This window comes from Brachybacterium sp. AG952, assembly GCF_004362645.1.
Lineage (GTDB): Bacteria > Actinomycetota > Actinomycetes > Actinomycetales > Dermabacteraceae > Brachybacterium > Brachybacterium conglomeratum.
The window spans coordinates 376,436-400,183 of record NZ_SNXV01000003.1 but is presented as its reverse complement, the minus strand read 5'-3'; the positions used below and the strand labels follow the sequence as shown (position 1 = coordinate 400,183).

Sequence of the window (23,748 nt, the reverse complement as noted above, 5' to 3'; positions counted from 1 at the left end):
CCGTGAGCCTATTCCCCCTGGGCGGTCGAGGTCATGGCGAAGCGCCGGGCGAGGTGCTCCGCATCGAACCGGGCCCGGGCCGGCACCTGCCACGATCCCTCGCACAGCACCGTGCGCACGCCCTCGCCCTCGAGCCACCCCAGCAGGATCTCGGCCTCCTGGTGATACCCCTGGCACAGGGGCGCGGCGAGCTCGGCCTCGCCGGTCCCCGTCATCGCCAGGGAGCGGGCGAAGGGCAGGGGATCCTTCGCCGCCGGAACCAGCGTGGTGCCGGAGAAGCGTCCATGACGTACGGCCAGCAGCTCCCAGCCGCGTCCGCCGATCACGGCCTCGGTGCTGGGCCGGGCCGCGATGAGCAGCGGCACCTCCGCGAGGGCGCGCAGGCGTGAGGCGCGACGGGCGGCGTCGAGATAGGCGAGAGCCAGTCGGCGCAGCTTCTCCGCGTCCTCGTAGCGTCCCGCGTCGACGTGGGCGCGCAGCCGGGAAGCGGCATGGTCGAGCACCTCGCGCGGGTCGGCGACCATGGCGCGGCGCAGCCGCTGGTGATGCCCGCTCGACGGGGCGGCGCCGTGCGCGGCTTCGGCCTTCAGCGCGGCACCGCGCCCCATGACCGCGTCGGTGAGCAGCCCGCGCAGCGGCTGGGCGTCGTGCCGGGAGGAGAGCGGACCGATGTGCGCCGAGCCGTCGGCCTCCGTACGGGCCAGCCGCGCCCCGCGCAGCCCCTCGCCCGTCGGCCCGAGCCGCAGCCAGTGCGCCGCCTCCGGGCGCAGCCCGCGCCGGTTCGAAGGCGGCTTCTCCTGCGCGATCAGCCGCAGCTCGCGCACGGCGGCCTCGGTGGCGGTGGCGCACTCGATCACGCGCAGCGACTCCGCGCGCGGCAGCATGTCCAGGATCGCGCGGCGCGTCTCGCTCGCGGTGAAGTAGGTGCGCACCCGGGAGCGCAGGTTCCGGGAGGTGCCGACGTACAGCACCGAACCGTGCGCATCGAGGAACTGGTAGACGCCGGGGACCGAGGGGACGTCGGCCGCGAGGTGCTTCTTGCGCAGCTGCACGGGCTTGGCCCGGCGGTGGGCCGTGCCGAGATCCTCGAGGGTCGAGGCGCCGGTCGGGCCCAGCCGGGCGATGATCGCGTGGAGCACGTCGACCGTCGCGCGGGCATCGGAGAGGGCACGGTGGTCCGGGGTGACCGCCGCCCCGACATGGGCGGCGAGGGTCGAGAGCTTGTGATCGCGCACCTCGTCCCGGCGGAAGACCGTCCGGGCGAGCGCGAGGGTGTCCAGCACGGTCGGCGCGGGCCACTCCAGCGCGCACTCGGCGGCGCGGGCGCGCAGGAAGCCGATGTCGAAGCGGGCGTTGTGGGCCACCAGCGCGGCCTCGGACCCGACGAAGTCCAGGAACATCGGCAGCACGGTCCGGATCGAGGGGGCGCCGCGCACGGTCGCATCGGAGATGCCGGTGAGGGAGGCGATGTAGGCCGGGATCGGACGCTCCGGGTCCACGAAGGTGCGGAACTCGCCGAGCACCTCGCCGCCGCGCACCTTCACCGCGCCGATCTCGGTGATCGCGTCCGCGGAGGGGTCCGTCCCGGTGGTCTCGAGATCGACCACCACCAGCGTCGCCTCCGCGAGCGGGGTGCCCAGGTCCTCGAAGCTGAGCTGACGGCGTGCGGGCATGGGGGACAGGCTACGACGCGGCCCCGACAGCCGGACGTCGGGAGGCTGCGCGGGCACCGGTCCGCGACGAGCCCGGACGCACGACGGGCCCGCGATGCGCGACGGGCCCACGACGCGCGACGGGCCCCGGCACCTCCGAGGTGCCGGGGCCCGTCGGCCGCCGCGAGGCGCGGCCGCGCTCAGCCCTGGGGCTTGGGCGCGGAGTAGATCTTCTCGATGATCGGGGCGAGGTCCTTCACGACCACGTTGCGCTTGAGCTTCAGCGAGGGCGTGAGATAGCCGTTCTCCTCGGTGAAGTCGGAGTCGATGACCACGAAGGAGCGGATCGACTCGGCCCGGGAGACCGACTCGTTCGCCCGGTCCACCACCTTCTGCAGCTCGGCGCGGATCTCCGCGTCCTCCGCAGCCTGGGTGAGGCTCATCTCCGGCTTGCCGTTGTTCTTCAGCCAGGTCGGGAGCATCTCGGCATCCAGCGTGAGGATCGCGGCGACGAAGGGCTTCTGGTCGCCGATCACCACGCACTGGCTGACCAGGGGGTGGGAGCGCAGCTGGTCCTCGAGCTGCGCCGGGGAGACGTTCTTGCCGCCCGCGGTGACGATGACCTCCTTGCGGCGTCCGGTGATCGTGATCGATCCGTCGTCGGCGAGGGAGCCGAGGTCACCGGTGTGGAACCAGCCGTCCTTCAGGGACTCGGCGGTGGCCTCGGGGTTGTTGTGATAGCCCTTGAACACCATCACGCCCTTGACCAGCAGCTCCCCGCTGTCGTCGATCGCGACGGAGGAGCCGGGCAGGGGCGGGCCCACGGTGCCGGGGCGGACGTCCCAGGGCAGGTTCACGCAGATCGGCGCCGTGGTCTCGGTGAGGCCGTAGCCCTCGAGCACGGTCACGCCGATGCCGCGGAAGAAGTGGGACAGCCGCGCACCCAGCGGAGCGCCGCCGGAGACCGCCCACTTGACCTGACCGCCCATCGCCTCGCGCAGGGTGCCGTAGACGAGACGGTCGAAGAGCTTGTGCTTGAGCGAGAGGGTGAGCGGGACCTTCCCATCGGCCAGCGCGGTGGAGTAGTCGATCGCGGTCTTCGCGGCGGCGCCGAAGATCCTGCCCTTGCCGCTGGCGATCGCCTTGGCCTCGGCGCCGTTGTAGACCTTCTCGAACACGCGCGGCACGGCGAGCAGGAACGTGGGCTTGAAGGCGGCGAGGTCGGGCAGGAGGTTCTTGGTGTCCGGGGTGAAGGCCGTGGTGACCGGCCAGGCCGCGGCGAGCACCGTGATCAGACGGGCGAAGACGTGCGCCATGGGCAGGAACATCAGCAGGCGCGAGCCGCTGGGCAGCACCTTCTCGCCCAGCAGCGTCACCGCGCTGCGGGTGGTGTCGACGAAGTTCGCGTGCGTGAGCTCGGCGCCCTTGGGACGGCCGGTCGTGCCGGAGGTGTAGATGATGGTGGCGACGTCCTCGAGACGGCGCGCGGTGCGCCGGGACTCGAGCTCCTCGTCGCTGATCCCTGCGCCGCGCTGCCTGAGGTCCTCGAGGATCCCGTCCTCCAGCACGCCGATGCGCTGCAGCGCCGGCAGCTCGCCGCGCACCGACTCCATGTCCTCCTTGTGGCGCGTGGACTCGACGATGGCGAACTTCGCCGCGGAGTCCGAGGCGATCCACTGGATCTGGCTCGGGGAGGAGGACTCGTAGATCGGGACGCTGACGCCGCCGGCCCACCAGATCGCCCAGTCCGCCAGCGCCCACTCGTAGCGGGTGCGGGAGAGGATCGCGACGACGTCGCCAGGGGCGACCTCGGAGGCGATCAGCCCCTTCGCGACCGCCTTGACGTCCTCGACGAAGTCGGCCGTCCGCATCGGTCGGTAGCCGCCGCCCTCCTGGGCGAGCTCGAAGATCGGCACGGAGGGATCCGCCCTGAGGCGCCCCAGCAGCAGGTCCGTCGCGTTCTCGTCGGGGCTGCTGTGATGCTGGGGCGGCGTGGTGTACTGCTTCATCGAATCTCCTTCGATCCGGCGGGGTGCACGTGACCGGCGTACCGGACGACCTGGCCGGAAGCGCTGGTGGGGTCGTGACGAGTCTACGGCAGAGCGCCACTACGATGAGCGCGACAGCTGCGCGACGACCGGATGCGCGCGGCGCGCAGGGGAACGAGGCAGGGACGGATGCTCTCCATCGGAGTCGACATCGGCGGCACGAAGATCGCGGCAGGGGTCGTGGACGAGGACGGCGAGATCATCGCCGCGACCACGCGCAGCACGCCGGCGACGGACCCGGCGCTGCTCGAGGCCGCGGTCGCCGATGCGGTCGCGGAGCTGCGCGGCGAGCACGCCGTCGGCGGGATCGGCGTCGGCGCGGCCGGGTTCATCGGCGCGGACCGGCGCACCGTCACCTTCGCCGCGAACCTGGCCTGGCGCGATCACCCCCTCGCCGACGAGCTCGAGCGCCTCACCGGGCTCCCGGTCGTCGTCGAGAACGACGCGAACGCCGCCGGCTGGGCGGAGTTCCGCTTCGGCGCGGCCCGGGAGGCGCGCCACATGCTGATGCTCACCGTCGGGACGGGGCTCGGCGGCGCGGCCGTGATGGAGGGGGTCCTGCTGCGCGGCAGCGCGGGCTTCGCCGGCGAGGTCGCCCACATGACCGCGGTGCCCGACGGGCAGTGGTGCGGGTGCGGGCTGCGCGGCTGCCTCGAGCAGTACACGGCCGGCACCGCGCTCGTGCGCGCCGCGAAGCGTCGGGCCGCGAGCGGCGACCCGCTGCTCGGTCCGCTGGTGCAGGCCGCGGGCGGGGACCGGCGTGCGATCGACGGCCCGCTCGTCACGCGACTGGCCCAGCAGGGGGACCCGGGCGCGCGGGAGCTCATCGCCGAGATCGGGACCTGGCTCGGACGCGGCGCGGCGACGATCTCCGCGCTGCTGGACCCCGACGTGATCGTCGTCGGCGGCGGCGTCTCGGCCGCCGGGGACCTGCTGCTGGATCCCGCCCGACAGGCGTACTCCGCGAGCCTCACCGCCCGCGCGCACCGGCCCCTGGCACCCTTCGTGCTCGCCGGCATGGGGAACCGTGCCGGGATCGTCGGCGCCGCGGACCTCGCCCGCTGAGCCGCGCAGGCGGGGAGCGCAGCCGCGCAGGCGGGGAGCGCAGCCGGGCCGGCGGGGGGCCGGCTCAGAGCTCAGCGCCGTCGTCCCCCTCGTCGCGAGGGCGGCGCGGCAGCCGCAGCAGCAGCGAGACCATCCCGCCGAGCGCCGCGACGCCGCCGGCCCATCCGAGCACGGAGGGCAGCGAGGCCGAGAGCGTCACGGCGAGCAGGAGCACGAAGCCGCCGAGCAGCGCGGTCCACGACCACAGCACCGCGGAGGAGGGCTGGGGGAGGTCCGGGTCCGGCGGGTCGAAGTCGCCGTAGAGCACCTCGTCGTCGTCGAGCTCGCGCGGCGGGGCGTCCCGCGGCCCCCTCGAGGGATGCGCCTCGCGGGCACGTCGGCGGGACTCCTGCAGGGCCTCCTCGGTCGGCGGCCCGTCCTCGTCCTCCTCGGCGGCGAAGCGGCCGGGGCCGTCCTCGTCCTCCGGCGCGGCCGGCTCGCGCGGCGCCCTGCCGGGGCCGAGCGCGAGCCCCTCGTCGCGCAGCATCCGGGCGAACTCCGCGTCGACGTCGCGGGGCTCGGGGGAGCGGCCGTCCTCCCCGGTCATCGGGACCCCTCGGGGAACGGGACATGGGCGTCCAGGAACCGGGCCGAGGTCTCGAACAGCAGCGGGGCGTCGTGGTCGAGCGTCGCGAGATGGTGGCTCCGGGTGAGCGAGAGCCGTTCGACGGGCCCGCGGACCCGTGCGGCGACGAGATCGCTGTCGGAGGGCGGGACGGTGTGGTCCACGCGGGAGGTCGCCAGCAGCAGCGGCGCCTGGACGGCGCCGAGGCCCTCGCGGGTGCGGCGGAACAGCCGGCTCAGCTGGCCGCCGGCGCGCACCGGCATCCGCTCGTACGCCTCCTCGGAGGCGTCCTCGCGCGCGATGTCCGACCCGATCCCGGGCAGGGTGCGCACCACCGGGGCGATCAGATCGGCCGCGGCCGCGATCCGGGGCAGCGTCATCCCCGGGTTCACCGCGACCACGGCGGAGATCGCCCCGGCGAGCTCCTCGTCCTCGGCGAGCGCGAGGGCGAGGTTCCCGCCCATCGACAGCCCGCCCACCGCGATCGGCCCGAGCGTGCCGGACAGCTCCAGCGCCGCCTCGCGCACGCACTCGTACCAGTCCTGCCAGCTGGTGCGCGCGAGGTCCTGCTCGGTGCGCGCATGGCCGGGCAGCAGGGGCAGCTCGACCTCCCAGCCGAGAGCGGCGTGGTGCTCCGCCCAGGGACGCATCGACTGCGGCGAGCCGGTGAACCCGTGGCACAGGAGGAGCCCGCCGCGCGGGTTAGAGTGACCCCGCGCGCGCCACGGCCGGGACAGTTCGCTGAACGCCATGGGGACATCGTCGCATCCGCTTCCGCACGGGGCATCATCGCCCCGTCCTCGAGCGCCCGCAGGAGGGCCGACGTGCTGTATGAGATCGCCAAGCCCTTCGTCATGGCGGTGGTGAGGGCCGTGTGGGCGCCGACGCTCAGCGGCCACGAGAACATCCCCGAGCAGGGACCGGTGATCCTGGCGTCGAACCATCTCACCTACGCCGATACCGTGTTCCTTCCCGGACAGGTGCGGCGCAGCGTGCACTTCCTGGGCAAGTCCGACATCTTCTCCGGCCGCTCGCCGATCGCGCGGCTGGCCGGCGCGGTGATGCGAGGGCTGCACGTGATGCCCGTGGACCGCAGCGGCGGCGGGGCCGCGCGCACCGCGATCCAGGCGGGGCTCGAGGTGCTCTCCCGTGGCGACGTGCTCGGCATCTATCCCGAGGGGACCCGGAGTCCCGACGGCCGGCTGCATCGCGGGAAGACCGGGGTGGCGCGCTTCGCCCTCGCCGCCGAGGCACCGATCGTGCCGGTCGCGATGATCGGCGCCTTCGAGGCGCAGCGGGGACGGAAGTACTTCCCGCGCCGCCGACCCCGCATCCATGTGGAGGTCGGGGCGCCGATCGATCCGGCGGAGGTGGTCGCCCGCCATCCCGGAGCCGACGAGGCGACACGGCTGCGCGCCGTGACCGACGAGGTCATGGACCGGATCGCCGCGCTCTCCGGGCAGGAGCGGGCCCCGGGGTACGCGAGCGACGTGAAGCGCCGGCTGCGCGCGGAGCAGGCCGCCGCGAAACCCGCGGGGACGCGGCGCCGACGGCGCTGAGCCCGTGACGGGCTCTCGCCCGGCCCGCGCCGTGCCCGCGACGGGCCGCGCACTGCCCGGCGATCGGTCCCTGCGCACGCACCCGTGCGGAACTGGCTACCCTGTCGGCGTGACTCCATTCAGCCCCGACGCCCCCGCCCGCGCCCACGACTTCTCGCTGTCCTCGGCCGATGACGGCCTGGCGGCGCTCGGCGCCTGGCGCGAGCTCCCGCGCGTGCAGCAGCCCGTGTGGCCCGACGAGCGGTCCCGCGCCCAGGTCTTCGACGACCTGCGCGCCGCGCCGCCGCTGGTCTTCGCCGGCGAGGTCGACGTGCTGCGCGAGCGCGTCGCCGCCGCGGCCCGCGGCGAGGCCTTCCTCCTCGCCGGCGGCGACTGTGCCGAGACCTTCGCGGACTCCACCGCGGATCGCATCCGCAACAAGATTCGCACCATCCTGCAGATGGCGGCCGTGCTCACCTACGGCGCCTCCGTGCCGGTGGTGAAGATGGGCCGGATGGCCGGACAGTTCGCCAAGCCCCGCTCCGCCGACGAGGAGACCCGCGACGGCGTGACCCTGCCCACCTACCGCGGCGACGCGGTCAACGAGCACGCCTTCACCGAGGAGGCCCGGATCCCGGATCCGCGCCGCCTGTGGAAGACGTACACCACCAGCGCCTCCACGCTGAACCTCCTGCGCGCCTTCACGAACGGCGGCTTCGCGGACCTCCGCGAGGTCCATTCCTGGAACCGCGGCTTCACCTCCTCGGGCGTCGGCTACGACCGCTACGAGGAGCTCGCGGGGCAGATCGACAAGGCCGTGCGCTTCATGGACGCCATCGGCGCGGACTTCGACGCGCTGAAGGTCGTGGAGTTCTACGCCTCCCACGAGGCACTGCTGCTGGACTACGAGGAGGCGCTCGCGCGCATCGACTCCCGCACCGGCGAGATCTACGGCTGCTCGGGCCACTTCCTGTGGATCGGCGAGCGCACCCGTCAGCTCGACGGCGCGCACGTGGAGTTCATGTCCCGTCTGCGCAACCCGATCGGGGTGAAGCTCGGCCCCGACGCCTCCCTCGACGACGCGCTGCGCCTGATCGACCGCCTCGACCCCGAGCGCGAGCCGGGCCGTCTCACCTTCATCACCCGCATGGGCGCCGGGAAGATTCGTGACCGGCTCCCGGCGCTGGTCGAGGGCGTGCGGGACTCCGGCGCCCAGGTCGCCTGGGTGACGGACCCGATGCACGGCAACACCATCACCTCCTCCAACGGCTACAAGACCCGCCGCTTCGAGGACATCCTCGACGAGGTCGTGGGCTTCTTCGAGGTGCACCAGGAGCTCGGCACCATCCCGGCGGGCCTGCACATGGAGCTCACCGGCGACGACGTCACCGAGGTGCTGGGCGGCACCGGGGAGATCGACGAGGAGGGCCTCACCCGCCGCTACGAGACCCTCGTGGACCCGCGGCTGAACCATCAGCAGTCCCTCGAGCTCGCCTTCCTCGTCGCGGAGATGCTCTCCCGCCGCTGAGCGGCTTCGTGCACCCGGCAGCCCGACGACGACGGCGCCGCCCCGATCGGGGCGGCGCCGTCGTCGTGCGCGGGAGGCAGGAGCGCCGGAGCCTCGCCGCCCCGGCACCGGGGTTCAGAAGACCTTGATCGTGATCGTCGAGCCTTTGGCCTGCTGGCTTCCCGCCGCGGCGGTCTGCTCGTAGACCTGGCCGAAGACCGGCTCGCCCTTGTCGTGGACGACCTCGACCGTGAACCCGGCCGCCTCGAGGGCGGAGCGGGCCTCGGCCTCGGGCTTCTTGAAGACGTCCGGGACCGTGACCATCTCGGGGCCGAGGGAGGTGACGATGTGGACGGTGTCCCCGCGGTGCAGGGTGCCGGAGGCGGGGGACTGCGAGATCACCGAGCCCTTCGGGACCGACGGGGAGTGCGCCTCCGCACTGGTGACCCGGAAGCCGGCCGCCTCGAGGGTGGAGCGCGCCGAGGCCGCGGGGGCGCCGGTCTGGTCCGGCACGGACAGCGGTTGACGGCCCTGCGAGACGACCACGTGCACCTCGCCGCCCTCGGGGAGCGCCTCGGCGTCGGCCGACTGGGAGATCACCACGCCCTGGGGGACGGTCTCGGAGTACTCCGCCTCGTCCTCGACCAGCTCGAGACCGAGCGCCTCGACCTGCTCGCGCGCCTCCTCGAGGCCGGTGCCCTCGAGCGCGGGGACGGGGAAGGTCTCCACCCCCTTGGAGACCACGAGGTGGACGTCGCTGCCCTTCTTCAGGGTGGTGCCGGTCGAGGGCTCCGCGGAGATCACGTGCCCGGCCGGGACCGTGTCGTCGAAGCGCTCCTGGGTCCGCACGGTGAGATCGGAGGCGGTCAGCTCCGCCTCCGCGTCCTGCAGCGGGGTGCCGGTGACGAGCGGGACGGTCCGGTCGGCGCCGGGGCCGGTCTCGAGATACCAGTCGGCGCCGGTCCACGCCCCGCCCGCCAGCACGGCCACGAGGCTCAGCGCGGCGAGCGCGGCCATCGGCCGGGAGCGGCGGCGCGCGCCGACGGGCAGGTGCCGTCCGCGCCGGGCGCGGGGAGCGCGCACGACGAGGCTGCGCGTCCTCTCGTCCTCCTCGGCGGCGGTGCCCTCGGGCTCCTCGGCGTCCGTCCCGTCCTCGTCCTCCGCCTCCCCGCCGTCGTCGGCGGCGGCGGGCTCGGTGGTCTCGGCATCGGCGCCGCCGGGCGCGAAGACGCGCGGGCCGCGGGAGATGTCGGCCGCGACCTCGTCCAGCGAGGAGGTGGGGCGGGGGACGTCGCCGGTGTCGCTCGGCTCGATCTCCTCGGGCCGGGCGGCGAGCACCGCCGCGGGGAGCGTGCGGAGGAGCTCCCGCACCGCCTTCAGCAGATCCGCGGCGGAGGCGGGGCGCTGCTCGACCCCGCGCGCGCAGGCCCAGGTGATCAGGGAGTCCAGCGAGCGGGGGATGCCGGAGACCAGCGTCGAGGGCGCGGGGATGTCCTCGTGGACGTGCTGGAAGGCGATGTGCACCGGCTGCTCGCCGCGGAAGGGCTGCCGTCCGGTCAGCATCTCGAACAGGACCACGCCGAGGGAGTAGAGGTCGCTGCGCTCGTCGGCCTCGCCGCGGGTGACCACCTCGGGGCTGATGTATGCGACGGTGCCGAGCAGGGCGGCGCCGGTGGAGGAGTTGTTCGCGCCGATCGCGCGGGCGAGCCCGAAGTCGGCGACCTTCACGGTGTCCTGCCGATCCAGCAGGATGTTCTCGGGCTTGATGTCGCGGTGGACGATCCCGGCCCCGTGCGCGGCGACCAGCGCCTCCAGCACCTGCGCCGTGATCTCGAGGGACTCGCCGACGGTGAGACGGCCGCGCTCCACGATCCGGGCGCGCAGCGTCTCGCCCTCGATGAGCTCCATGGCGAGGTAGATGCGGTCCTCGTCCTCGCCCTGGTCGAAGACGCCGACGACGTTGCGGTGGGCGAGGCGGGCGGCGGAGCGCGCCTCCCGTCCGAAGCGACGGCGGAAGTCCTCGTCCATCGCGAGGTGGGGATGCATGATCTTCAGGGCCACGACGCGGTCCAGCCGCTGGTCGTGCCCGCGGTGCACGGTCGCCATTCCGCCGCGCGCGATCGGCTCCTCGACCCGGTAGCGGTCGTCGAGGAGCAGGCTGATGCCGGGGGAAGTCGACGTCGCCGAGCTCACGTGTCCGAATCTATGGGGCGAGGGGCCCCGGAACGGGGAACGACACACGCGGCGCGCGGCACAGTGACGCGGTCGACGGGATGCGCGGGCCGCCGGAGCCGTGGCACTCTGGTCCCGTGAACGACCTGGACACCCTCATCACCGAATGGCTCACCCTCCCCGACGTCGCCGAGCATCTCGACGTCGAGGTCTCGCGCGTCCGCCGCCTCATCGAGGAGGGCCAGCTGGTCGCCGTGCGGCGCGGGGATCCCGTGGTGCGCATGGTGCCGGCGCTGCTGCTCAAGGACGGCGAGATCACCCCGCACCTGCCCGGCACGATCACCGTGCTGCGCGACGGCGGCTTCGAGGACGCGGAGCTGCTGGCCTGGCTGTTCGAGGAGGACGACTCGCTCCCCGGCCGTCCCATCGACCACCTCCGCCGGGGCCAGCGCGGCGAGGTGCGCCGCCGGGCGCTCGCCCTCGCCCTCTGAGTCGCCGCCTGGCAGGCCGACCGGGACGTCCCGTCCCGGTCGGCGCCGGCCTCAGGCCCGCAGCGAGTCGACGTCCGTCGCACGCACTGCGAGGGCCTCGAGCCCGGCGCGGCCCAGCTCTCCCAGCCCCTCGGCGGCCTCCAGGAGCTCCCGGCCCCGGGTGGCGCGAGCGCGCACGTCGGCGGCGACCGAGGCGACGGCCCCCGTCGCGACCATGAGCTCGTGCACGGCGTGGACGGCCGCCTCGTCCGCCTCGGCATCGCCGACCACGCGCGAGAGCAGGCGCTGTTCCTCGGCGTCGGCCGCGGCCTCGGTGCGGGCCAGGAGCACGGTGCGCTTGCCCTCGACGATGTCGCCGCCGATCGGCTTGCCGGTGGCGTCCTGGTCCCCGACCACGCTGAGCAGGTCGTCGCGCAGCTGGAACGCGGTCCCCACCTCGATCGCCCAGCTCGAGAGCGCGTCGAGCTCCGGCTCCTCGGCGCCCATCAGCGCCGCCCCCATCCGCACGGGCCGCAGCACGGTGTACGGCACCGTCTTCCAGCGGATCACCGAGAGCGCTGCCTGCTCCGCATCGGGGGCGGAGGCGAAGCCGCCCGCCTGATGGAGGATGTCCAGGTGCTGCCCGGACATCACCTCGGTGCGCATGGCCTCGAACTCGGCGCGGGCCGCCGTGACGCGGGCGGCAGGGCCCGGGATCGCCGCCGCGATCTGCTCCGCCCAGGTCAGGGCGAGGTCGCCGAGCACGATCGCGACCGCGACGCCGAACTCCTCGGCGGAGCCGGAGAGCCTCGCGTCCTCGTGCGCGCGCTGGGCCCGGACATGCTGCGCCGGGCGTCCCCGCCGCACGGGGGAGTGGTCGATCACGTCGTCGTGGAGCAGCGCCGCCGCCTGCACGAGCTCGATCGCCGCGCCCAGCCTCGCGAGCGCCGCGACCTCCTCGGCCGTCGGCTCCCGGCGGAGCGCCGCGACCCCGCCCCAGAAGCAGAACCGGGGACGGAGCAGCTTCCCGCCCTCCAGGAAGGCCTCGAGGTCGTCCACCAGCGCCGCGCTCTCCGTCGAGATCCGCCCCAGCTGCGCCCTGCGCTCGGAGAGCTCGGCGGAAGTGACCTCCTCGATCCGGGAGACGAGCAGCGCGTCGAGATCCGAGAGGCAAGCGGCGGGGGGAGTCGGCGAGGCAGCGGTCATCGAGGGGTCCTTTCGCACGGGTGCCCCTGATCCTCCCATGCACGCCTGGGACCTCCCGCGCACGCCCGGGCGCGACGCGACCGTTCCTCCCCACCGGGGCTCCGTCCCCAGAGCGGCCCCTGCCCGCCCGCTCGGCCGGCCGATCGCGCAGGGTCGAGGCATGACGACGCACATCACCCCCGCCGATCCCGGCCGCCACCTCGGCGCGGCCGCCGACCCCGCCGAGCTCCTCGCCGAGGCGCGGCTCAGCCTGTACGAGGCCCCCTCGGACTGCCTGCTCCTGTCCGGCACCGCCGCACCGGGCCGCCAGCCCCTGATCACCCGGTCCTCCCTGCACGACCTCCTCGCTCCGTGCGGCGGCGAGAACTTCCGCCGCCACGTCCGCCTCGTCGCCGAGCGGGGAGCGGAGGGGATGCACGCCCTGATCGTGATCGGCGACGGCCGGCAGAGCGTGCTCGAGCCGCTGGTGCGCGAGGTGCTCGCCCGCGCCGGCAGCCTGGTGGCCGCCACCGCCGCCGCGCTCGGCCCGGGCGGGGCGCAGCTGCTCAGCCTCCGCGGCGCCGCCGACGGACGCCGCTGGGAGCTCCGAGCGTCGACGAGCGGGGACGAGGAGCTCCTGGCCGTGCCGGTCGGGCCGCTGCGCGACTTCGCCGCGACGCAGGCCGCGGCCCGCGCGGTCCTGGCCGGGCGAGCCATCCCCCAGGAGGCCCGCCCCGAGCCTCTGCTCGAGGAGATCGGGCGCGCCCTGCACCTGCCGCCCCCGGACCTCGCCTCCGCCGCCGATCCCGGCCTCCTCCTCGCCGAGGCCGGCGCGGCCCTCCGTGCCCTGCGGCGGGGCCGGCCGGGGGCTGTCGGCGCGGACGGGATGACGAAGTGTGAACACATCGCGCAGCTGCTCGCGGCGCTCGCCGTCGACCGCCTCCACTGGGAGCTCCTCGCCCAGCTGGTCGAGCACGGCGGGGCGCCGCCGATCGCCCGCGAGACCCTCCTCCAGGAGCTCGTCGCCGATCCCACCAGACGCCCGCACCCGGACGTCTGCGCAGGTGGGAGGGTGTACGTGCTGCTCGAGGAGATGCGCTGCGTGGCCTCGGCGGCGCTCGACGCCGCAGGTCCCGCCGCGCGGGGCACGGCGCGCCCTGCGTGGCGGGCGCTGACCGCTCTGCTGGTCCTGCTCGCCTGGTGGAACCACCGCTTCGCGACCGCGGGGAGTCTCGTCGACGAGCTCCGGCATCGGGAACCGGACTCCACTCTGGCACCCTTGCTGTCGAGAATGACCGACACCCCCGTATTCCCCGCCTGGTGGCCCAGCACCTGAGGGGAGGGGGAGCCCGGGAGCACCGCACCGGGCAGGAAGGAACGCTGTCGATGACCCTCCTCGGAGAGCACCGCGGCCCCGACGTCCCGACCGGCCCGCAGGGCGACGGAGGGACCGCCGCCCACGCCGCGGCGGAGCACCGCACGGGGACCCCCGCCCTGCTCGGGGCGTGGCACCCCGACCGCGGCGCGGGAGACCGACGGTTCACCTCGATCGGCGCCCTGCCGCTCGAGAGCGGCGAGGTGCTCGCGGACGTCACGATGGCCTACGAGACCTGGGGGACCCTCGACCGAGACCGCGGCAACGCCGTTCTCGTCCTCCACGCCCTGACCGGCGACTCCCATGTGCGCGGCGCGGCCGGGCCGTCCCACCCCACGCCCGGCTGGTGGGAGGAGATCGTCGGCCCCGGGCGGCCGATCGACACCGACCGGTACTTCGTCATCGCCCCGAACGTGCTCGGCGGCTGCCAGGGCAGCACCGGACCGAGCTCCGCCGCTCCCGACGGACGGCCCTACGGCTCCCGCTTCCCGCAGGTGACGATCCGCGACCAGGTCGCGGCCGAGCACCGCCTCGCCGAGGAGCTGGGCCTGCCCCGCTGGGCGCTGGTGATCGGCGGCTCGATGGGCGGCATGCGGGCGATCGAATGGGGAGTCACCCACCCCGAGCAGGTCGAGCGCCTCGCCGTGATCGCCTCGTCGGCCCGCGCGAGCGCCGACCAGATCGCCTGGAACAGCGCCCAGGTCGCGGCGATCCGCGTCGACCCCGCCTTCCACGGCGGCGACTACTACCACCTCCCGCCGGAGGAGGGCCCCCACGCCGGGCTCGGCATCGCCCGCCGCATCGCCCACACCACCTACCGCACCGCCGACGAGCTCGAGGCACGCTTCGGCAACCGCTCCCAGGGCCCCGAGAACCCCCTCGACGGCAGCGGCCGGCACCAGGTGACCAGCTACCTCGACCATCACGCGGTCAAGCTCTCCCGCCGCTTCGACGCGAACTCCTATGCCACCCTCGCCCAGTCGATGAGCACCCATGACGTGGGCCGCGACCGCGAGGGCACCGCCGCGGCCCTGCGGCGCGTGCGTGCCCGGACCCTGGTCGTCGCGATCGACTCCGACCGCCTCTTCCCGCCGGAGCTCGTGCGCGAGATCGCCGAGCACGTCCCGGACGCCCGCTGGCAGCTGGCGAGCTCGCCGATCGGGCACGACGCCTTCCTGCTGGCCCATCCGGGACTGGAGAAGTGGATCGGCGACCTGCTGGACCATTAAGCTGGCCGCGCCGCAGCACCGCTGCGCAGGGAGGAGACGTCGCGTGACCATCGTCGTGGGGTACGCCCCGTCCACGCAGGGGAGGGCCGCGCTGCGCGCCGGCATCCGCTACGCCGAGCGCACGGGCTCGCCGCTGCTCGTCGCCGCCCATCAGCACGCCGTGCCCGGCAGCGGAGGGGCCGCCGCGACCGAGGAGGAGGTGCGCGCCGAGCTCGAGGAGCAGGGCGCGGACCTCGAGGGCGTCACGATCCGCCGAGGCCCCGACCGCGAGATCGGCGAATTCCTGCTCGCCACGATCGAGGACGTCCAGGCCGAGCTCGTGGTGATCGGCCTGCGCCGCAAGTCGCCGATCGGCAAGCTGAACCTCGGCGCCTCCGCCCGCAGGGTCGTGCTCGGCGCGCCCTGCCCGGTGCTCACGGTGAAGGACCAGAGTCCCGCCTGAACCGCGGCGGGCACCGCCCGGGACGCGACGGGGCGGAGGCGCCGATCACGTGCCGTGCGGCCGGCGACCCCGGGGCGGGAATACCTGCCCCTGAAGAGCGTTACACTGATCAGGCTTGACGGCACCGTGCCTTCGTGCGCCCCTTCCGCGGTACAGACCGGGAACGCGACACGCGGCGCACACCGTGAGCCGCGCCGAGAAGACCGATCGCCCGAGTGCGGCGGACCGCCCGCACCGGGCCGCCGCCGGAAGAAGGAACTCTGTGACCTCCTCCAAGACTGCTGAGACCGCCACCGCGGCGAAGAACAGCACCAGCGCCGCGGCCTCGACGACCGACGAGGCCGTCGAGGGCGGTGCCCCCGTGACCGACGAGGGCGGTGCCGCGAAGACCACCACCAAGACGGCCGCGAAGAAGACGGCCGCGAAGAAGACCGCCCCCTCGAGCCGGGGCGCCTCCGCCAAGCGCACCAGCGCCAAGTCCGCTGCGAAGACCTCCGATCAGGCCGAGGCCCCCGAGGCCGAGGACTCCGCCGAGGAGGCCGAGGCGCCCAAGGCCTCCCCCGGCGACCGAAAGGTCGAGGAGTCCGGTGGCTTCGTGTACAACGCCGCCGAGGACGACGCCCCTGCCCAGCAGGTCGTCACCGCCGGCGCGACCGCCGACCCGGTCAAGGACTACCTCAAGCAGATCGGCAAGGTCGCACTGCTCAACGCCGCCCAGGAGGTCGAGCTCGCCGAGCGCATCGAGGCCGGCCTCTACGCCGAGCAGAAGCTCAAGGGCGACGAGTCCTCTCGCGACAAGAACGGCCGCCTCACCAAGGCAGGCCGCGAGCTGACGATGATCGCGGACGACGGCCGCGCCGCGAAGGACCACCTGCTCGAGGCGAACCTCCGCCTCGTCGTCTCCCTCGCCAAGCGCTACACCGGCCGCGGCATGCTGTTCCTGGACCTCATCCAGGAGGGCAACCTGGGCCTGATCCGCGCGGTCGAGAAGTTCGACTACGCCAAGGGCTACAAGTTCTCCACCTACGCCACCTGGTGGATCCGACAGGCGATCACCCGCGCCATGGCGGACCAGGCCCGCACCATCCGCATCCCGGTGCACATGGTCGAGGTCATCAACAAGCTCGCCCGAGTGCAGCGCCAGATGCTCCAGGACCTGGGCCGCGAGCCCACCCCGGAGGAGCTCGCCAAGGAGCTCGACATGACCCCCGAGAAGGTCGTCGAGGTCCAGAAGTACGGCCGCGAGCCGATCTCCCTGCACACCCCGCTGGGCGAGGACGGCGACAGCGAGTTCGGCGACCTGATCGAGGACTCCGAGGCCGTCGTCCCCGCGGACGCGGTGAGCTTCACCCTCCTGCAGGAGCAGCTCCACTCGGTGCTGGACACCCTCTCCGAGCGCGAGGCCGGCGTGGTCTCCATGCGGTTCGGGCTCGAGGACGGCCAGCCCAAGACGCTCGACGAGATCGGCAAGGTCTACGGCGTCACCCGTGAGCGGATCCGCCAGATCGAGTCCAAGACCATGAGCAAGCTGCGCCACCCCTCGCGCTCCCAGGTGCTGCGCGACTACCTGGACTGATCAGGGCGCACCTCTCATCACCGGGCGGGCCCGGGATCCTCCGCGGATCCCGGGCCCGCCCTCCGTCGGACCACGCAGGAGGAGCCATGTCGCAGCACCGCGGCGCAGCGCCGCACACCGTCGAGCCCGCTCGCGCCGCGCTCGACGACGCCGCACCGCTGCCCGTCGAGGTGCACCGCGTCCTGCCCGAGCAGTGGCGTGCGCACCGCGAACTGCGCCTGGATATGCTCGAGGCCGACCCGGACGCCTTCTGGGCCGACCTCGCCGAGGTGCGCTCCCGCACCGAGGCGCAGTGGCGGGAGGAGATCGCCGGACCCCGGATCCACCTCCAGGCCCGCGCCGGCGAGACGGTGCTCGGCGGGATCGCCCTGCTGCCCGAGGGCTACACGCCGGAGCACCCGATCCCCGAGGACCGCTCGAACATCGTCTCGCTCTGGGTGCGGCCGGCCGCACGGGGCCGCGGCATCTCCACGCTGCTCCTGCGCAGCGTCGCGGAGCTCGCGCTCTCGATCGGCCGGCCCGAGCTGAGCCTCGACGTCGACGACACCAACTCCTCTGCACGGGCCGTCTACGAGCGCCTCGGCTTCCGCGCGACCGGCCAGCGCGAGCCGCGCGAGGGCCGCGACAGCGCCTGGATCGAGTACGTGCTCGGCGCGGAGGAGCTGCTGCGCGGCTGAGGCGCGGCCCGCCCCCGGACACGACGAAGGGTGCCCGCCAAGATGGCGGGCACCCTTCGTGGAAGCGGGGAGGGGGAGTCGATCAGTCCTGTGTCAATCCGATTGATCTCCTGCCGCTCGTCCCACGCAGCACGTCGATCAGTCCTGTGTCATTCCGACTGATCTCCTGCCGCTCGTCCCTCGCAGCACGTCGATCAGTCCTCGACGGGCTCCGGCTTGAGGTGGAGCCGCTCGGTCTCGTCGATGACCTCGGAGGCGATGCCCTTCAGGGCGTCCTCGTGGGCGCGGGCGTGGTGGGCGCAGAACATGAGCTCGCCGCCCGCCTCGAGCAGCACCTTGACGTACGCCTGGGCGCCGCAGCGGTCGCAGCGGTCGTGGGCAGTGAGCCGGGGGGCTTCGAGAGTGAGGTTCATGGGATCCTTTGTAGCACCGACCCGGGCGCCGACGGGAGCGTCCACAGCCCTGGTTCGCCAGGGGCGCAAAGCCCTGTGAGCCGGACCGCGCCGCCGCGCACCGCGAGCGGCGGATGCGCTGTTCGCGGCGTCGTTCGTCGTAGGATCCGGAGGGTGTCCACCACCACCGCCGCGAAGAAGTCCGCCTACGACGCCCGCAACCTCCAGGTCCTCGAGGGCCTCGAGGCCGTGCGCAAGCGTCCCGGCATGTACATCGGCTCCACCGACTCCCGGGGCCTCATGCACTGCCTCTGGGAGATCCTCGACAACGCCGTCGACGAGGCGCTCGGCGGATACGGCGAGTCGATCGCGGTGATCCTCCACCCCGACCACTCCGTCGAGGTGCGCGACACCGGCCGCGGTGTCCCGGTGGACGTCGAGCCCCGCACCGGCCTCACCGGCGTCGAGGTCGTCTACACCAAGCTCCACGCGGGCGGGAAGTTCGGTGGCGGCTCCTACGCCGCCTCCGGCGGCCTGCACGGCGTCGGCGCGAGCGTCGTCAACGCGCTCTCGGGCCGCCTCGACGTGGAGGTGGACCGCGGCGGGAAGACCTACGCGATGAGCTTCCAGCGCGGCGTGCCCGGCGTCTTCGCCGACGAGGGCGAGCCCTCGCCGGAGTCCCGGTTCACCCCGGCCGACGGCCCCGGCGAGCTGCGCGTGGTCGGCAAGACCAAGCGCGGCGTGACCGGCACCCGCGTGCGCTACTGGGCCGATCCGCAGATCTTCGTCAAGGGCTCCCACTTCTCCCTGGACGACCTCACCCGCCGCTCCCGGCAGACCGCCTTCCTCGTCCCGGGCCTGCAGCTCTCGGTCACCGACCACCGTCCCGAGGCGAACCCTGACCAGCCCGCCACCCGCACCTACAAGTACGACGGCGGCATCAGCGAGTTCGTCGAGTACCTCGCCCAGGACCAGAAGATCACCGACGTGATCCGCCTCCAGGGCTCGGGCGACTACACCGAGACGATCCCTGTCCTCGACAAGAACGGGCACATGGTCTCCACCGACGTCGCGCGCACCTGCGAGGTCGACATCGCCCTGCGCTGGGGCTCCGACTTCGACTCGACGCTGCGCTCCTTCGTGAACATCGTGGCGACCCCCAAGGGCGGCACGCACGTCACCGGCTTCGAGCAGGCGCTGGTCAAGACGATGCGCAAGCAGGTCGAGAACCAGGCCCGCCGCGTGAAGTTCAACGCGAAGAACGAGAAGATCGAGAAGGACGACACCCTCGCCGGCCTCACCGCCGTGGTGAGCGTCCGCATCGACGAGCCGCAGTTCGAGGGCCAGACCAAGGAGGTCCTCGGCACCCCCGCGATCCGCCAGATCGTCGCGAAGGTCGTCGAGGACCGCCTCACCGACTTCCTCACCTCCACGAAGAAGGGGGAGAAGGAGCAGGCGGCGCTCGTCGTCGACAAGGTCGTCTCCGAGATGCGGGCCCGCATCGCGGCGCGCATGCACAAGGAGGTCTCACGGCGCAAGAACGCGCTGGAGTCCTCCACGATGCCGACCAAGCTCGCGGACTGCCGCACCCACGACGTCGACCGCTCCGAGCTGTTCATCGTCGAGGGCGACAGCGCGCTCGGCACGGCGAAGAACGCCCGCTCCTCCGAGTTCCAGGCGCTGCTGCCCATCCGCGGCAAGATCCTCAACGTGCAGAAGGCGTCCATCACGGACATGCTCAAGAACGCCGAGTGCGCGAACATCATCCAGGTGATCGGCGCCGGTTCCGGGCGCACCTTCGACCTCGAGGCCGCCCGCTACGGCAAGATCATCATGATGACCGACGCCGACGTGGACGGCGCCCACATCCGCACCCTGCTGCTGACCCTCTTCCACCGCTACATGCGCCCCCTGGTCGAGGCGGGCCGCGTCTACGCGGCGGTCCCGCCCCTGCACCGGGTCGAGATCGTCCACGGCGGCTCGAAGAAGAACGAGCTGGTCTACACCTACTCCGAGACCGAGCTGAACAAGCTGCTGAAGAACCTCGAGCGCCGCGGCAAGAAGTACAAGGAGCCGATCCAGCGCTACAAGGGCCTGGGCGAGATGGACGCCGATCAGCTCGCGGACACCACTATGGATCCGCGCCACCGCATGCTGCGGCGGGTGCGGATCGAGGACGCCGAGGCCGCCAGCGCCGTCTTCGAGCTGCTGATGGGCTCCGAGGTCGCGCCGCGCAAGCAGTTCATCATCGAAGGAGCCGAAGAGCTCGACCTGGAGAGGATCGACGCATGAGTGTCGCCGTCCGTGTGATCCCGTGCCTGGACGTCGACGCGGGCCGCGTCGTCAAGGGCGTGAACTTCAAGGACCTGCGCGACGCCGGGGATCCTGTCGAGCTCGCGGCGCGCTACGGTGCCGAGAGCGCCGACGAGCTCACCTTCCTCGACGTCACCGCCTCCTCCGGCGGCCGGGAGACGATGATCGAGGTCGTGCGCCGCACCGCCGAGCAGGTGTTCATCCCGCTGACCGTCGGCGGCGGGGTGCGCTCCGCCGAGGACGTGGACCAGCTGCTGCGCGCCGGCGCCGACAAGTGCGGCGTGAACACCGCCGCGATCTCCCGTCCAAGCGTGATCTCCGAGATCTCCCGCCGGTTCGGGAACCAGGTGCTGGTCCTCTCGATCGACGCCCGTCGCGTCACCGACGAGACCCCCGAGGGCACCGCTCGCACCGGCTCCGGCATCGAGGTCACCACGCACGGCGGCCGTCGCGGCACCGGCATCGACGCGATCGAGTGGATCCGTGAGGTCACCGAGCGCGGCGCTGGAGAGATCCTGCTGAACTCGATGGACGCCGACGGCACCAAGGACGGCTTCGACCTCGAGCTGATCACCGTCGCCCGCGAGGCGACGAGCCTGCCGCTGATCGCCTCCGGCGGCGCCGGACGGCCCGAGCACTTCGCCCCCGCCGTCCACGCCGGGGCCGACGCCGTGCTCGCCGCGAGCGTGTTCCACTTCCAGGAGATGACGATCGGCGAGGCGAAGGCCGCGATGGCGGCCGACGGCATCACCGTGCGGTGAGCGCCCCGCTGTCCGTCGCTCCGCGGCGCGCCGGGACCGGCCGCGCCCGGGGTCAGCGCCTGGTCGTCGGTGCGCTCGTCGCGGCGCTCGTGCTGCTGCTCGGTGCCGGCTGGCTGCTCTGGGACAACCGTCGACTCGTGGTCACCGAGCAGGCGGTCGAGGTCGCCGCGACCCCGGAGGGCGGGCTGCGCATCGCGCACGTCTCCGACCTGCACGCCGCCGACCACGGCGACTTCCAGGACCGGCTCGCCGCCGAGATCGAGCAGCGGGACGTCGATCTCGTCGCGCTCACCGGCGACCTGATCGACATGCGCACCACCGAACTCGGCCCCGTCCTGGACCTCGCCGAGCACCTCAGCGCCGTCGCCCCCACCTTCTTCGTGCTCGGCAACCACGAGGGCGACTCCGCCCTGCGCGAGGAGCTTCTGGCGGGGCTCGAGGACGCCGGGGTGACGATCCTGCGCGACGAGGTGACGAGGCTCGAGATCCGCGGCACCGAGGTGACGGTCGCGGGGCTCGAGGACCGACGGGTCGCCGTGGTCGACGGACGGACCCCGGCCCAGCCCGCCGCGGTGCTGGACCGGCTCGCGCTCGAGTCCGCACCGGGCCCGACGGTGCTGCTCGCCCACCGCCCCGAGTTCCTCGCCCAGTACGCCGACCGGGGCGCGGACGTCATCCTCTCGGGGCATGCGCACGGCGGGCAGGTGCGGCTGCCGCTGATCGGTCCCCTCTTCGCCCCGCACCAGGGATGGTTCCCGGCGCTCACCGAGGGCGTGCACCGCCAGGGAGACACCGCCATGGTGATCAGCCGCGGGCTCGGCAACAGCGTCGTCGGCGTACGGGTGAACAACCCGCGCGAGCTCGTCGTCGTCGATCTCCTGCAGGAATCCCCGCAGGGCTGAGCCGCCAGGGGCCGGACCGCGCGCTGCGGCTCCGGGCCGGCAGCGACCCGGCCGCGCCGCGCCCGTCCTGGGCCGCGAGATCCCGGGACGCGCGACGGCCCGCCCGGCAGGGGAGCCGGACGGGCCGCGCGGCGGGGCCCCGAGGGACCGGGGGTCAGCGCACGTGGAGCTGGCCGAACAGGAGCAGCGCGTGCTCGGCGGTGCGCTCGTGCTCGCGGCGGGCGCGCTCGGCCTCGAGCGCCCGGCGCCTCCGCCGCCGCGCGCGGAGCTCGGCGAGCACGCCGCGCAGCTGCCGGTCGAGCTGCCGGTCCCGGGCGGGATCGGCGACGGCGGCGTCGGCGAGCTGGGGGAGGTCCTGGACGGGGAGGCCCTGGACGTTCGGAGGCCTGGAGGTGGGGAGCTGGAGAGTGGACATGGCGTTCCTCCTGGGAACAGGGACGTGAAGGAGTCTGCCGCCGCGGGCGGACAGATGCTGTCCGCCGAGCGGCGGGGTGAGGGTGCGGGCCGGGCCGTGTGCGGCACGCGGCGCGCCAGGGCACGCGGCGCGCCAGGGCGCACCGGGACGCCCTCCCGCGGCGGCGAGCGGCAGGGCGGGTCAGGGGCGGGTCGGTGTCAGCAGGCGCCGGCGGCGAGGACGACGGGGACACGGCCCCCGTCGGACGCGGCGGACGCCGTGACCGCTCCGCCTGGGCGGAGGAGGGATGCCGTGGTGCCGAGCGTCGACGCGCGCGGACCCGTCGGGGCCGGGGTCGAGGTGGTGTGCATCTCCATGACCACAGTCCACCATCCCGCGACCGACGGGGCCAGCGAATAATCCGCAGGGACCCGGCGGTCGGCGGCCGAACAGGCGAGGGCCCGGCCGTCCGCTGGGGACGACCGGGCCCTGGAGGGCTCCCGACGAGGGGAGGAGCCGTGCTCAGTTCTCGATGCGGTAGGTGACGCCGATGCGGTGGGAGGCGCCGGGCTCGAGCGCGACGAAGCCGTCCTTGGCGACGGCGGGCTCGAGGCAGACGAAGCGGGGCCAGTCCGCATCGGGGATGTCCGCCATCCCCGTCACCAGGGTGTCCCAGGGGTTCCACACGACGGTGCGGGAGGTGCCGCGCGGGGTGGAGACGAGGCGTCGGCCGAGCACCGGGTCCACGACCGTCACCTCGCCGGTCGCCTCGGTGATCCGGTCGGTGGAGGCGGTCAGGCGCAGCGGCTCCTCGGGCAGCACGTCCGCGGCGAGGTCCCGCGTGTTGTCGAGGTAGGCGGCGCCCTCGAGGCCGAGGATCTCGATCTCGCGCACGTCGCCGACGGCGAGATAGGTGTGCAGCGCCGCCTCGAGCTCGACCGGGCGCGAGCCGGCGGTCAGGGTGAGGTCCACGTCCAGCTGCGCGCCGAGGCGGAAGACGGCCTCGCCGCGCAGCGCGACCGCGTCCTCGGGGGTGGCGAGGGTGATCTCGACGTCGTCGCCCTCGCGGCGGGTGGAGGCGAGCTCCCAGCGGATGTTCCGCAGCCAGCCGTGCTTGACCGTGCGGGCGAGATCGCGGCCGGGCCCGAACCAGGGGCCGACGAGGGGCACGCCGCCGCGGACGGCGACGCCGGGCCCGAACTCGGAGCTCGGGCTCATCCACAGCAGGTCCTGCCCGCCGGCGGGGACCCAGTTGGTCAGCTGCGCGCCGTCGAGCAGGAGAACGCCGGTCGCTGCGGGGGTGTCGACCAGGACGGCGTCGACGCCGTGCGCGGTGCCGAGGGCGACGCCCTCGGGGAGCGGGACGGCGGCGTCGCGGGCGGCGGCGGCCGCGGCGTCCTGGACGGCGGGGGACTGGGGATCGGTGCTCATGGGCCTATCGTCCCA

The 23,748-nt window shown here is 73.7% G+C and carries 21 protein-coding genes; 12 read left to right on the top strand and 9 right to left on the bottom strand.

Going from position 1 to position 23,748, the window contains the following annotated elements; translation table 11 throughout:
• Window positions 1-8 precede the first annotated feature (8 nt).
• Together DEU31_RS10075 and DEU31_RS10070 are read right to left on the bottom strand one after the other, a co-directional pair.
• The gene (locus DEU31_RS10075; RefSeq protein ID WP_133676994.1) at window positions 9-1,673 is read right to left on the bottom strand and encodes a DEDD exonuclease domain-containing protein; all 1,665 of its coding nucleotides are present in this window, start codon (window positions 1,671-1,673) and stop codon (window positions 9-11) included.
• Between the two features lie 179 nt (window positions 1,674-1,852).
• Window positions 1,853-3,661: an AMP-dependent synthetase/ligase gene (locus DEU31_RS10070; RefSeq protein WP_133676993.1), complete on the bottom strand. Its 1,809-nt coding sequence runs from the start codon at window positions 3,659-3,661 to the stop codon at window positions 1,853-1,855.
• 168 nt (window positions 3,662-3,829) lie between these two features.
• Here DEU31_RS10070 and DEU31_RS10065 point away from each other — a divergent pair, with 168 nt between their 5' ends.
• A complete protein-coding gene (locus tag DEU31_RS10065) occupies window positions 3,830-4,765 on the top strand; it encodes an ROK family glucokinase (protein ID WP_010550593.1) in 936 nt (311 codons plus the stop codon).
• A 64-nt stretch (window positions 4,766-4,829) separates the two neighbouring features.
• Here the strand turns inward: DEU31_RS10065 and DEU31_RS10060 are convergent, their stop codons facing one another.
• Both DEU31_RS10060 and DEU31_RS10055 read right to left on the bottom strand, forming a co-directional pair.
• Window positions 4,830-5,351 carry a hypothetical protein gene (locus tag DEU31_RS10060; protein WP_133676992.1) on the bottom strand — a complete coding sequence of 174 codons (522 nt, stop codon included), beginning with the start codon at window positions 5,349-5,351 and terminating at the stop codon, window positions 4,830-4,832.
• A complete protein-coding gene (locus DEU31_RS10055) occupies window positions 5,348-6,121 on the bottom strand; it encodes an alpha/beta fold hydrolase (RefSeq protein ID WP_133676991.1) in 774 nt (257 codons plus the stop codon). Before DEU31_RS10055 ends, DEU31_RS10060 begins: the two co-directional genes overlap by 4 nt.
• A 72-nt stretch (window positions 6,122-6,193) precedes the next feature.
• Here DEU31_RS10055 and DEU31_RS10050 point away from each other — a divergent pair, with 72 nt between their 5' ends.
• Both DEU31_RS10050 and DEU31_RS10045 read left to right on the top strand, forming a co-directional pair.
• Window positions 6,194-6,928 carry a lysophospholipid acyltransferase family protein gene (locus DEU31_RS10050; protein WP_133676990.1) on the top strand — a complete coding sequence of 245 codons (735 nt, stop codon included), beginning with the start codon at window positions 6,194-6,196 and terminating at the stop codon, window positions 6,926-6,928.
• Between the two features lie 157 nt (window positions 6,929-7,085).
• Window positions 7,086-8,435: a 3-deoxy-7-phosphoheptulonate synthase class II gene (locus DEU31_RS10045; protein ID WP_166649466.1), complete on the top strand. Its 1,350-nt coding sequence runs from the start codon at window positions 7,086-7,088 to the stop codon at window positions 8,433-8,435.
• Window positions 8,436-8,549: 114 nt separating this feature from the next.
• Here the strand turns inward: DEU31_RS10045 and pknB are convergent, their stop codons facing one another.
• Entirely contained in the window at window positions 8,550-10,607 is a 2,058-nt protein-coding gene (gene pknB / locus DEU31_RS10040) for a Stk1 family PASTA domain-containing Ser/Thr kinase (RefSeq protein WP_133676989.1), read from the bottom strand.
• 116 nt (window positions 10,608-10,723) lie between these two features.
• Here pknB and DEU31_RS10035 point away from each other — a divergent pair, with 116 nt between their 5' ends.
• Complete coding sequence (locus tag DEU31_RS10035; RefSeq protein WP_126988572.1) at window positions 10,724-11,077, top strand: Rv2175c family DNA-binding protein; 354 nt, start codon at window positions 10,724-10,726, stop codon at window positions 11,075-11,077.
• A 51-nt stretch (window positions 11,078-11,128) separates the two neighbouring features.
• Here the strand turns inward: DEU31_RS10035 and DEU31_RS10030 are convergent, their stop codons facing one another.
• On the bottom strand, window positions 11,129-12,262 hold the full coding sequence (locus tag DEU31_RS10030; RefSeq protein ID WP_133676988.1) for a polyprenyl synthetase family protein: 1,134 nt from the start codon (window positions 12,260-12,262) through the stop codon (window positions 11,129-11,131).
• A gap of 160 nt (window positions 12,263-12,422) precedes the next feature.
• Here DEU31_RS10030 and DEU31_RS10025 point away from each other — a divergent pair, with 160 nt between their 5' ends.
• The 5 genes from DEU31_RS10025 (at window position 12,423) to DEU31_RS10005 (ending at window position 17,540) form a co-directional block, all read left to right on the top strand.
• Window positions 12,423-13,577 (top strand): hypothetical protein, encoded by a 1,155-nt coding sequence (locus DEU31_RS10025; RefSeq protein ID WP_133676987.1) that lies wholly within the window; start codon window positions 12,423-12,425, stop codon window positions 13,575-13,577.
• 50 nt (window positions 13,578-13,627) lie between these two features.
• Window positions 13,628-14,845 carry a homoserine O-acetyltransferase gene (locus DEU31_RS10020; RefSeq protein ID WP_133676986.1) on the top strand — a complete coding sequence of 406 codons (1,218 nt, stop codon included), beginning with the start codon at window positions 13,628-13,630 and terminating at the stop codon, window positions 14,843-14,845.
• A 43-nt stretch (window positions 14,846-14,888) separates the two neighbouring features.
• Window positions 14,889-15,287 carry a universal stress protein gene (locus DEU31_RS10015; RefSeq protein ID WP_133676985.1) on the top strand — a complete coding sequence of 133 codons (399 nt, stop codon included), beginning with the start codon at window positions 14,889-14,891 and terminating at the stop codon, window positions 15,285-15,287.
• Window positions 15,288-15,471: 184 nt separating this feature from the next.
• A complete protein-coding gene (locus DEU31_RS10010; protein WP_133676984.1) occupies window positions 15,472-16,863 on the top strand; it encodes an RNA polymerase sigma factor in 1,392 nt (463 codons plus the stop codon).
• Window positions 16,864-16,949: 86 nt separating this feature from the next.
• The gene (locus DEU31_RS10005; protein WP_133676983.1) at window positions 16,950-17,540 is read left to right on the top strand and encodes a GNAT family N-acetyltransferase; all 591 of its coding nucleotides are present in this window, start codon (window positions 16,950-16,952) and stop codon (window positions 17,538-17,540) included.
• 194 nt (window positions 17,541-17,734) lie between these two features.
• Here the strand turns inward: DEU31_RS10005 and DEU31_RS10000 are convergent, their stop codons facing one another.
• Entirely contained in the window at window positions 17,735-17,953 is a 219-nt protein-coding gene (locus tag DEU31_RS10000; RefSeq protein ID WP_010550606.1) for a hypothetical protein, read from the bottom strand.
• Window positions 17,954-18,106: 153 nt separating this feature from the next.
• Here DEU31_RS10000 and DEU31_RS09995 point away from each other — a divergent pair, with 153 nt between their 5' ends.
• The 3 genes from DEU31_RS09995 to DEU31_RS09985 are packed head-to-tail and all read left to right on the top strand — an operon-like array spanning window position 18,107 to window position 21,908.
• Window positions 18,107-20,224: a DNA topoisomerase IV subunit B gene (locus DEU31_RS09995; protein ID WP_133676982.1), complete on the top strand. Its 2,118-nt coding sequence runs from the start codon at window positions 18,107-18,109 to the stop codon at window positions 20,222-20,224.
• Complete coding sequence (hisF, locus tag DEU31_RS09990) at window positions 20,221-21,006, top strand: imidazole glycerol phosphate synthase subunit HisF (RefSeq protein ID WP_133676981.1); 786 nt, start codon at window positions 20,221-20,223, stop codon at window positions 21,004-21,006. Before DEU31_RS09995 ends, hisF begins: the two co-directional genes overlap by 4 nt.
• Window positions 21,003-21,908: a metallophosphoesterase gene (locus tag DEU31_RS09985; protein ID WP_133676980.1), complete on the top strand. Its 906-nt coding sequence runs from the start codon at window positions 21,003-21,005 to the stop codon at window positions 21,906-21,908. Before hisF ends, DEU31_RS09985 begins: the two co-directional genes overlap by 4 nt.
• 154 nt (window positions 21,909-22,062) lie before the next feature.
• Here the strand turns inward: DEU31_RS09985 and DEU31_RS09980 are convergent, their stop codons facing one another.
• Together DEU31_RS09980 and DEU31_RS09975 are read right to left on the bottom strand one after the other, a co-directional pair.
• Window positions 22,063-22,323 (bottom strand): hypothetical protein, encoded by a 261-nt coding sequence (locus DEU31_RS09980; RefSeq protein WP_133676979.1) that lies wholly within the window; start codon window positions 22,321-22,323, stop codon window positions 22,063-22,065.
• Between the two features lie 501 nt (window positions 22,324-22,824).
• Window positions 22,825-23,733, bottom strand: coding sequence for a D-hexose-6-phosphate mutarotase (locus DEU31_RS09975; protein WP_133676978.1), 909 nt, complete (start codon window positions 23,731-23,733; stop codon window positions 22,825-22,827).
• Window positions 23,734-23,748 lie beyond the last annotated feature (15 nt).

Excerpts from the sequence above, each read along its gene's own strand:
- DEU31_RS10075 (WP_133676994.1), bottom strand. The coding sequence starts at position 1,673 with ATGCCCGCACGCCGTCAGCTCAGCTTCGAGGACCTGGGCACCCCGCTC.
- DEU31_RS10070 (WP_133676993.1), bottom strand. The coding sequence starts at position 3,661 with ATGAAGCAGTACACCACGCCGCCCCAGCATCACAGCAGCCCCGACGAG.
- DEU31_RS10065 (WP_010550593.1), top strand. The coding sequence starts at position 3,830 with ATGCTCTCCATCGGAGTCGACATCGGCGGCACGAAGATCGCGGCAGGG.
- DEU31_RS10060 (WP_133676992.1), bottom strand. The coding sequence starts at position 5,351 with ATGACCGGGGAGGACGGCCGCTCCCCCGAGCCCCGCGACGTCGACGCG.
- DEU31_RS10055 (WP_133676991.1), bottom strand. The coding sequence starts at position 6,121 with ATGGCGTTCAGCGAACTGTCCCGGCCGTGGCGCGCGCGGGGTCACTCT.
- DEU31_RS10030 (WP_133676988.1), bottom strand. The coding sequence starts at position 12,262 with ATGACCGCTGCCTCGCCGACTCCCCCCGCCGCTTGCCTCTCGGATCTC.
- DEU31_RS10025 (WP_133676987.1), top strand. The coding sequence starts at position 12,423 with ATGACGACGCACATCACCCCCGCCGATCCCGGCCGCCACCTCGGCGCG.
- DEU31_RS10020 (WP_133676986.1), top strand. The coding sequence starts at position 13,628 with ATGACCCTCCTCGGAGAGCACCGCGGCCCCGACGTCCCGACCGGCCCG.
- DEU31_RS10005 (WP_133676983.1), top strand. The coding sequence starts at position 16,950 with ATGTCGCAGCACCGCGGCGCAGCGCCGCACACCGTCGAGCCCGCTCGC.
- DEU31_RS10000 (WP_010550606.1), bottom strand. The coding sequence starts at position 17,953 with ATGAACCTCACTCTCGAAGCCCCCCGGCTCACTGCCCACGACCGCTGC.
- hisF (WP_133676981.1), top strand. The coding sequence starts at position 20,221 with ATGAGTGTCGCCGTCCGTGTGATCCCGTGCCTGGACGTCGACGCGGGC.
- DEU31_RS09980 (WP_133676979.1), bottom strand. The coding sequence starts at position 22,323 with ATGTCCACTCTCCAGCTCCCCACCTCCAGGCCTCCGAACGTCCAGGGC.
- DEU31_RS09975 (WP_133676978.1), bottom strand. The coding sequence starts at position 23,733 with ATGAGCACCGATCCCCAGTCCCCCGCCGTCCAGGACGCCGCGGCCGCC.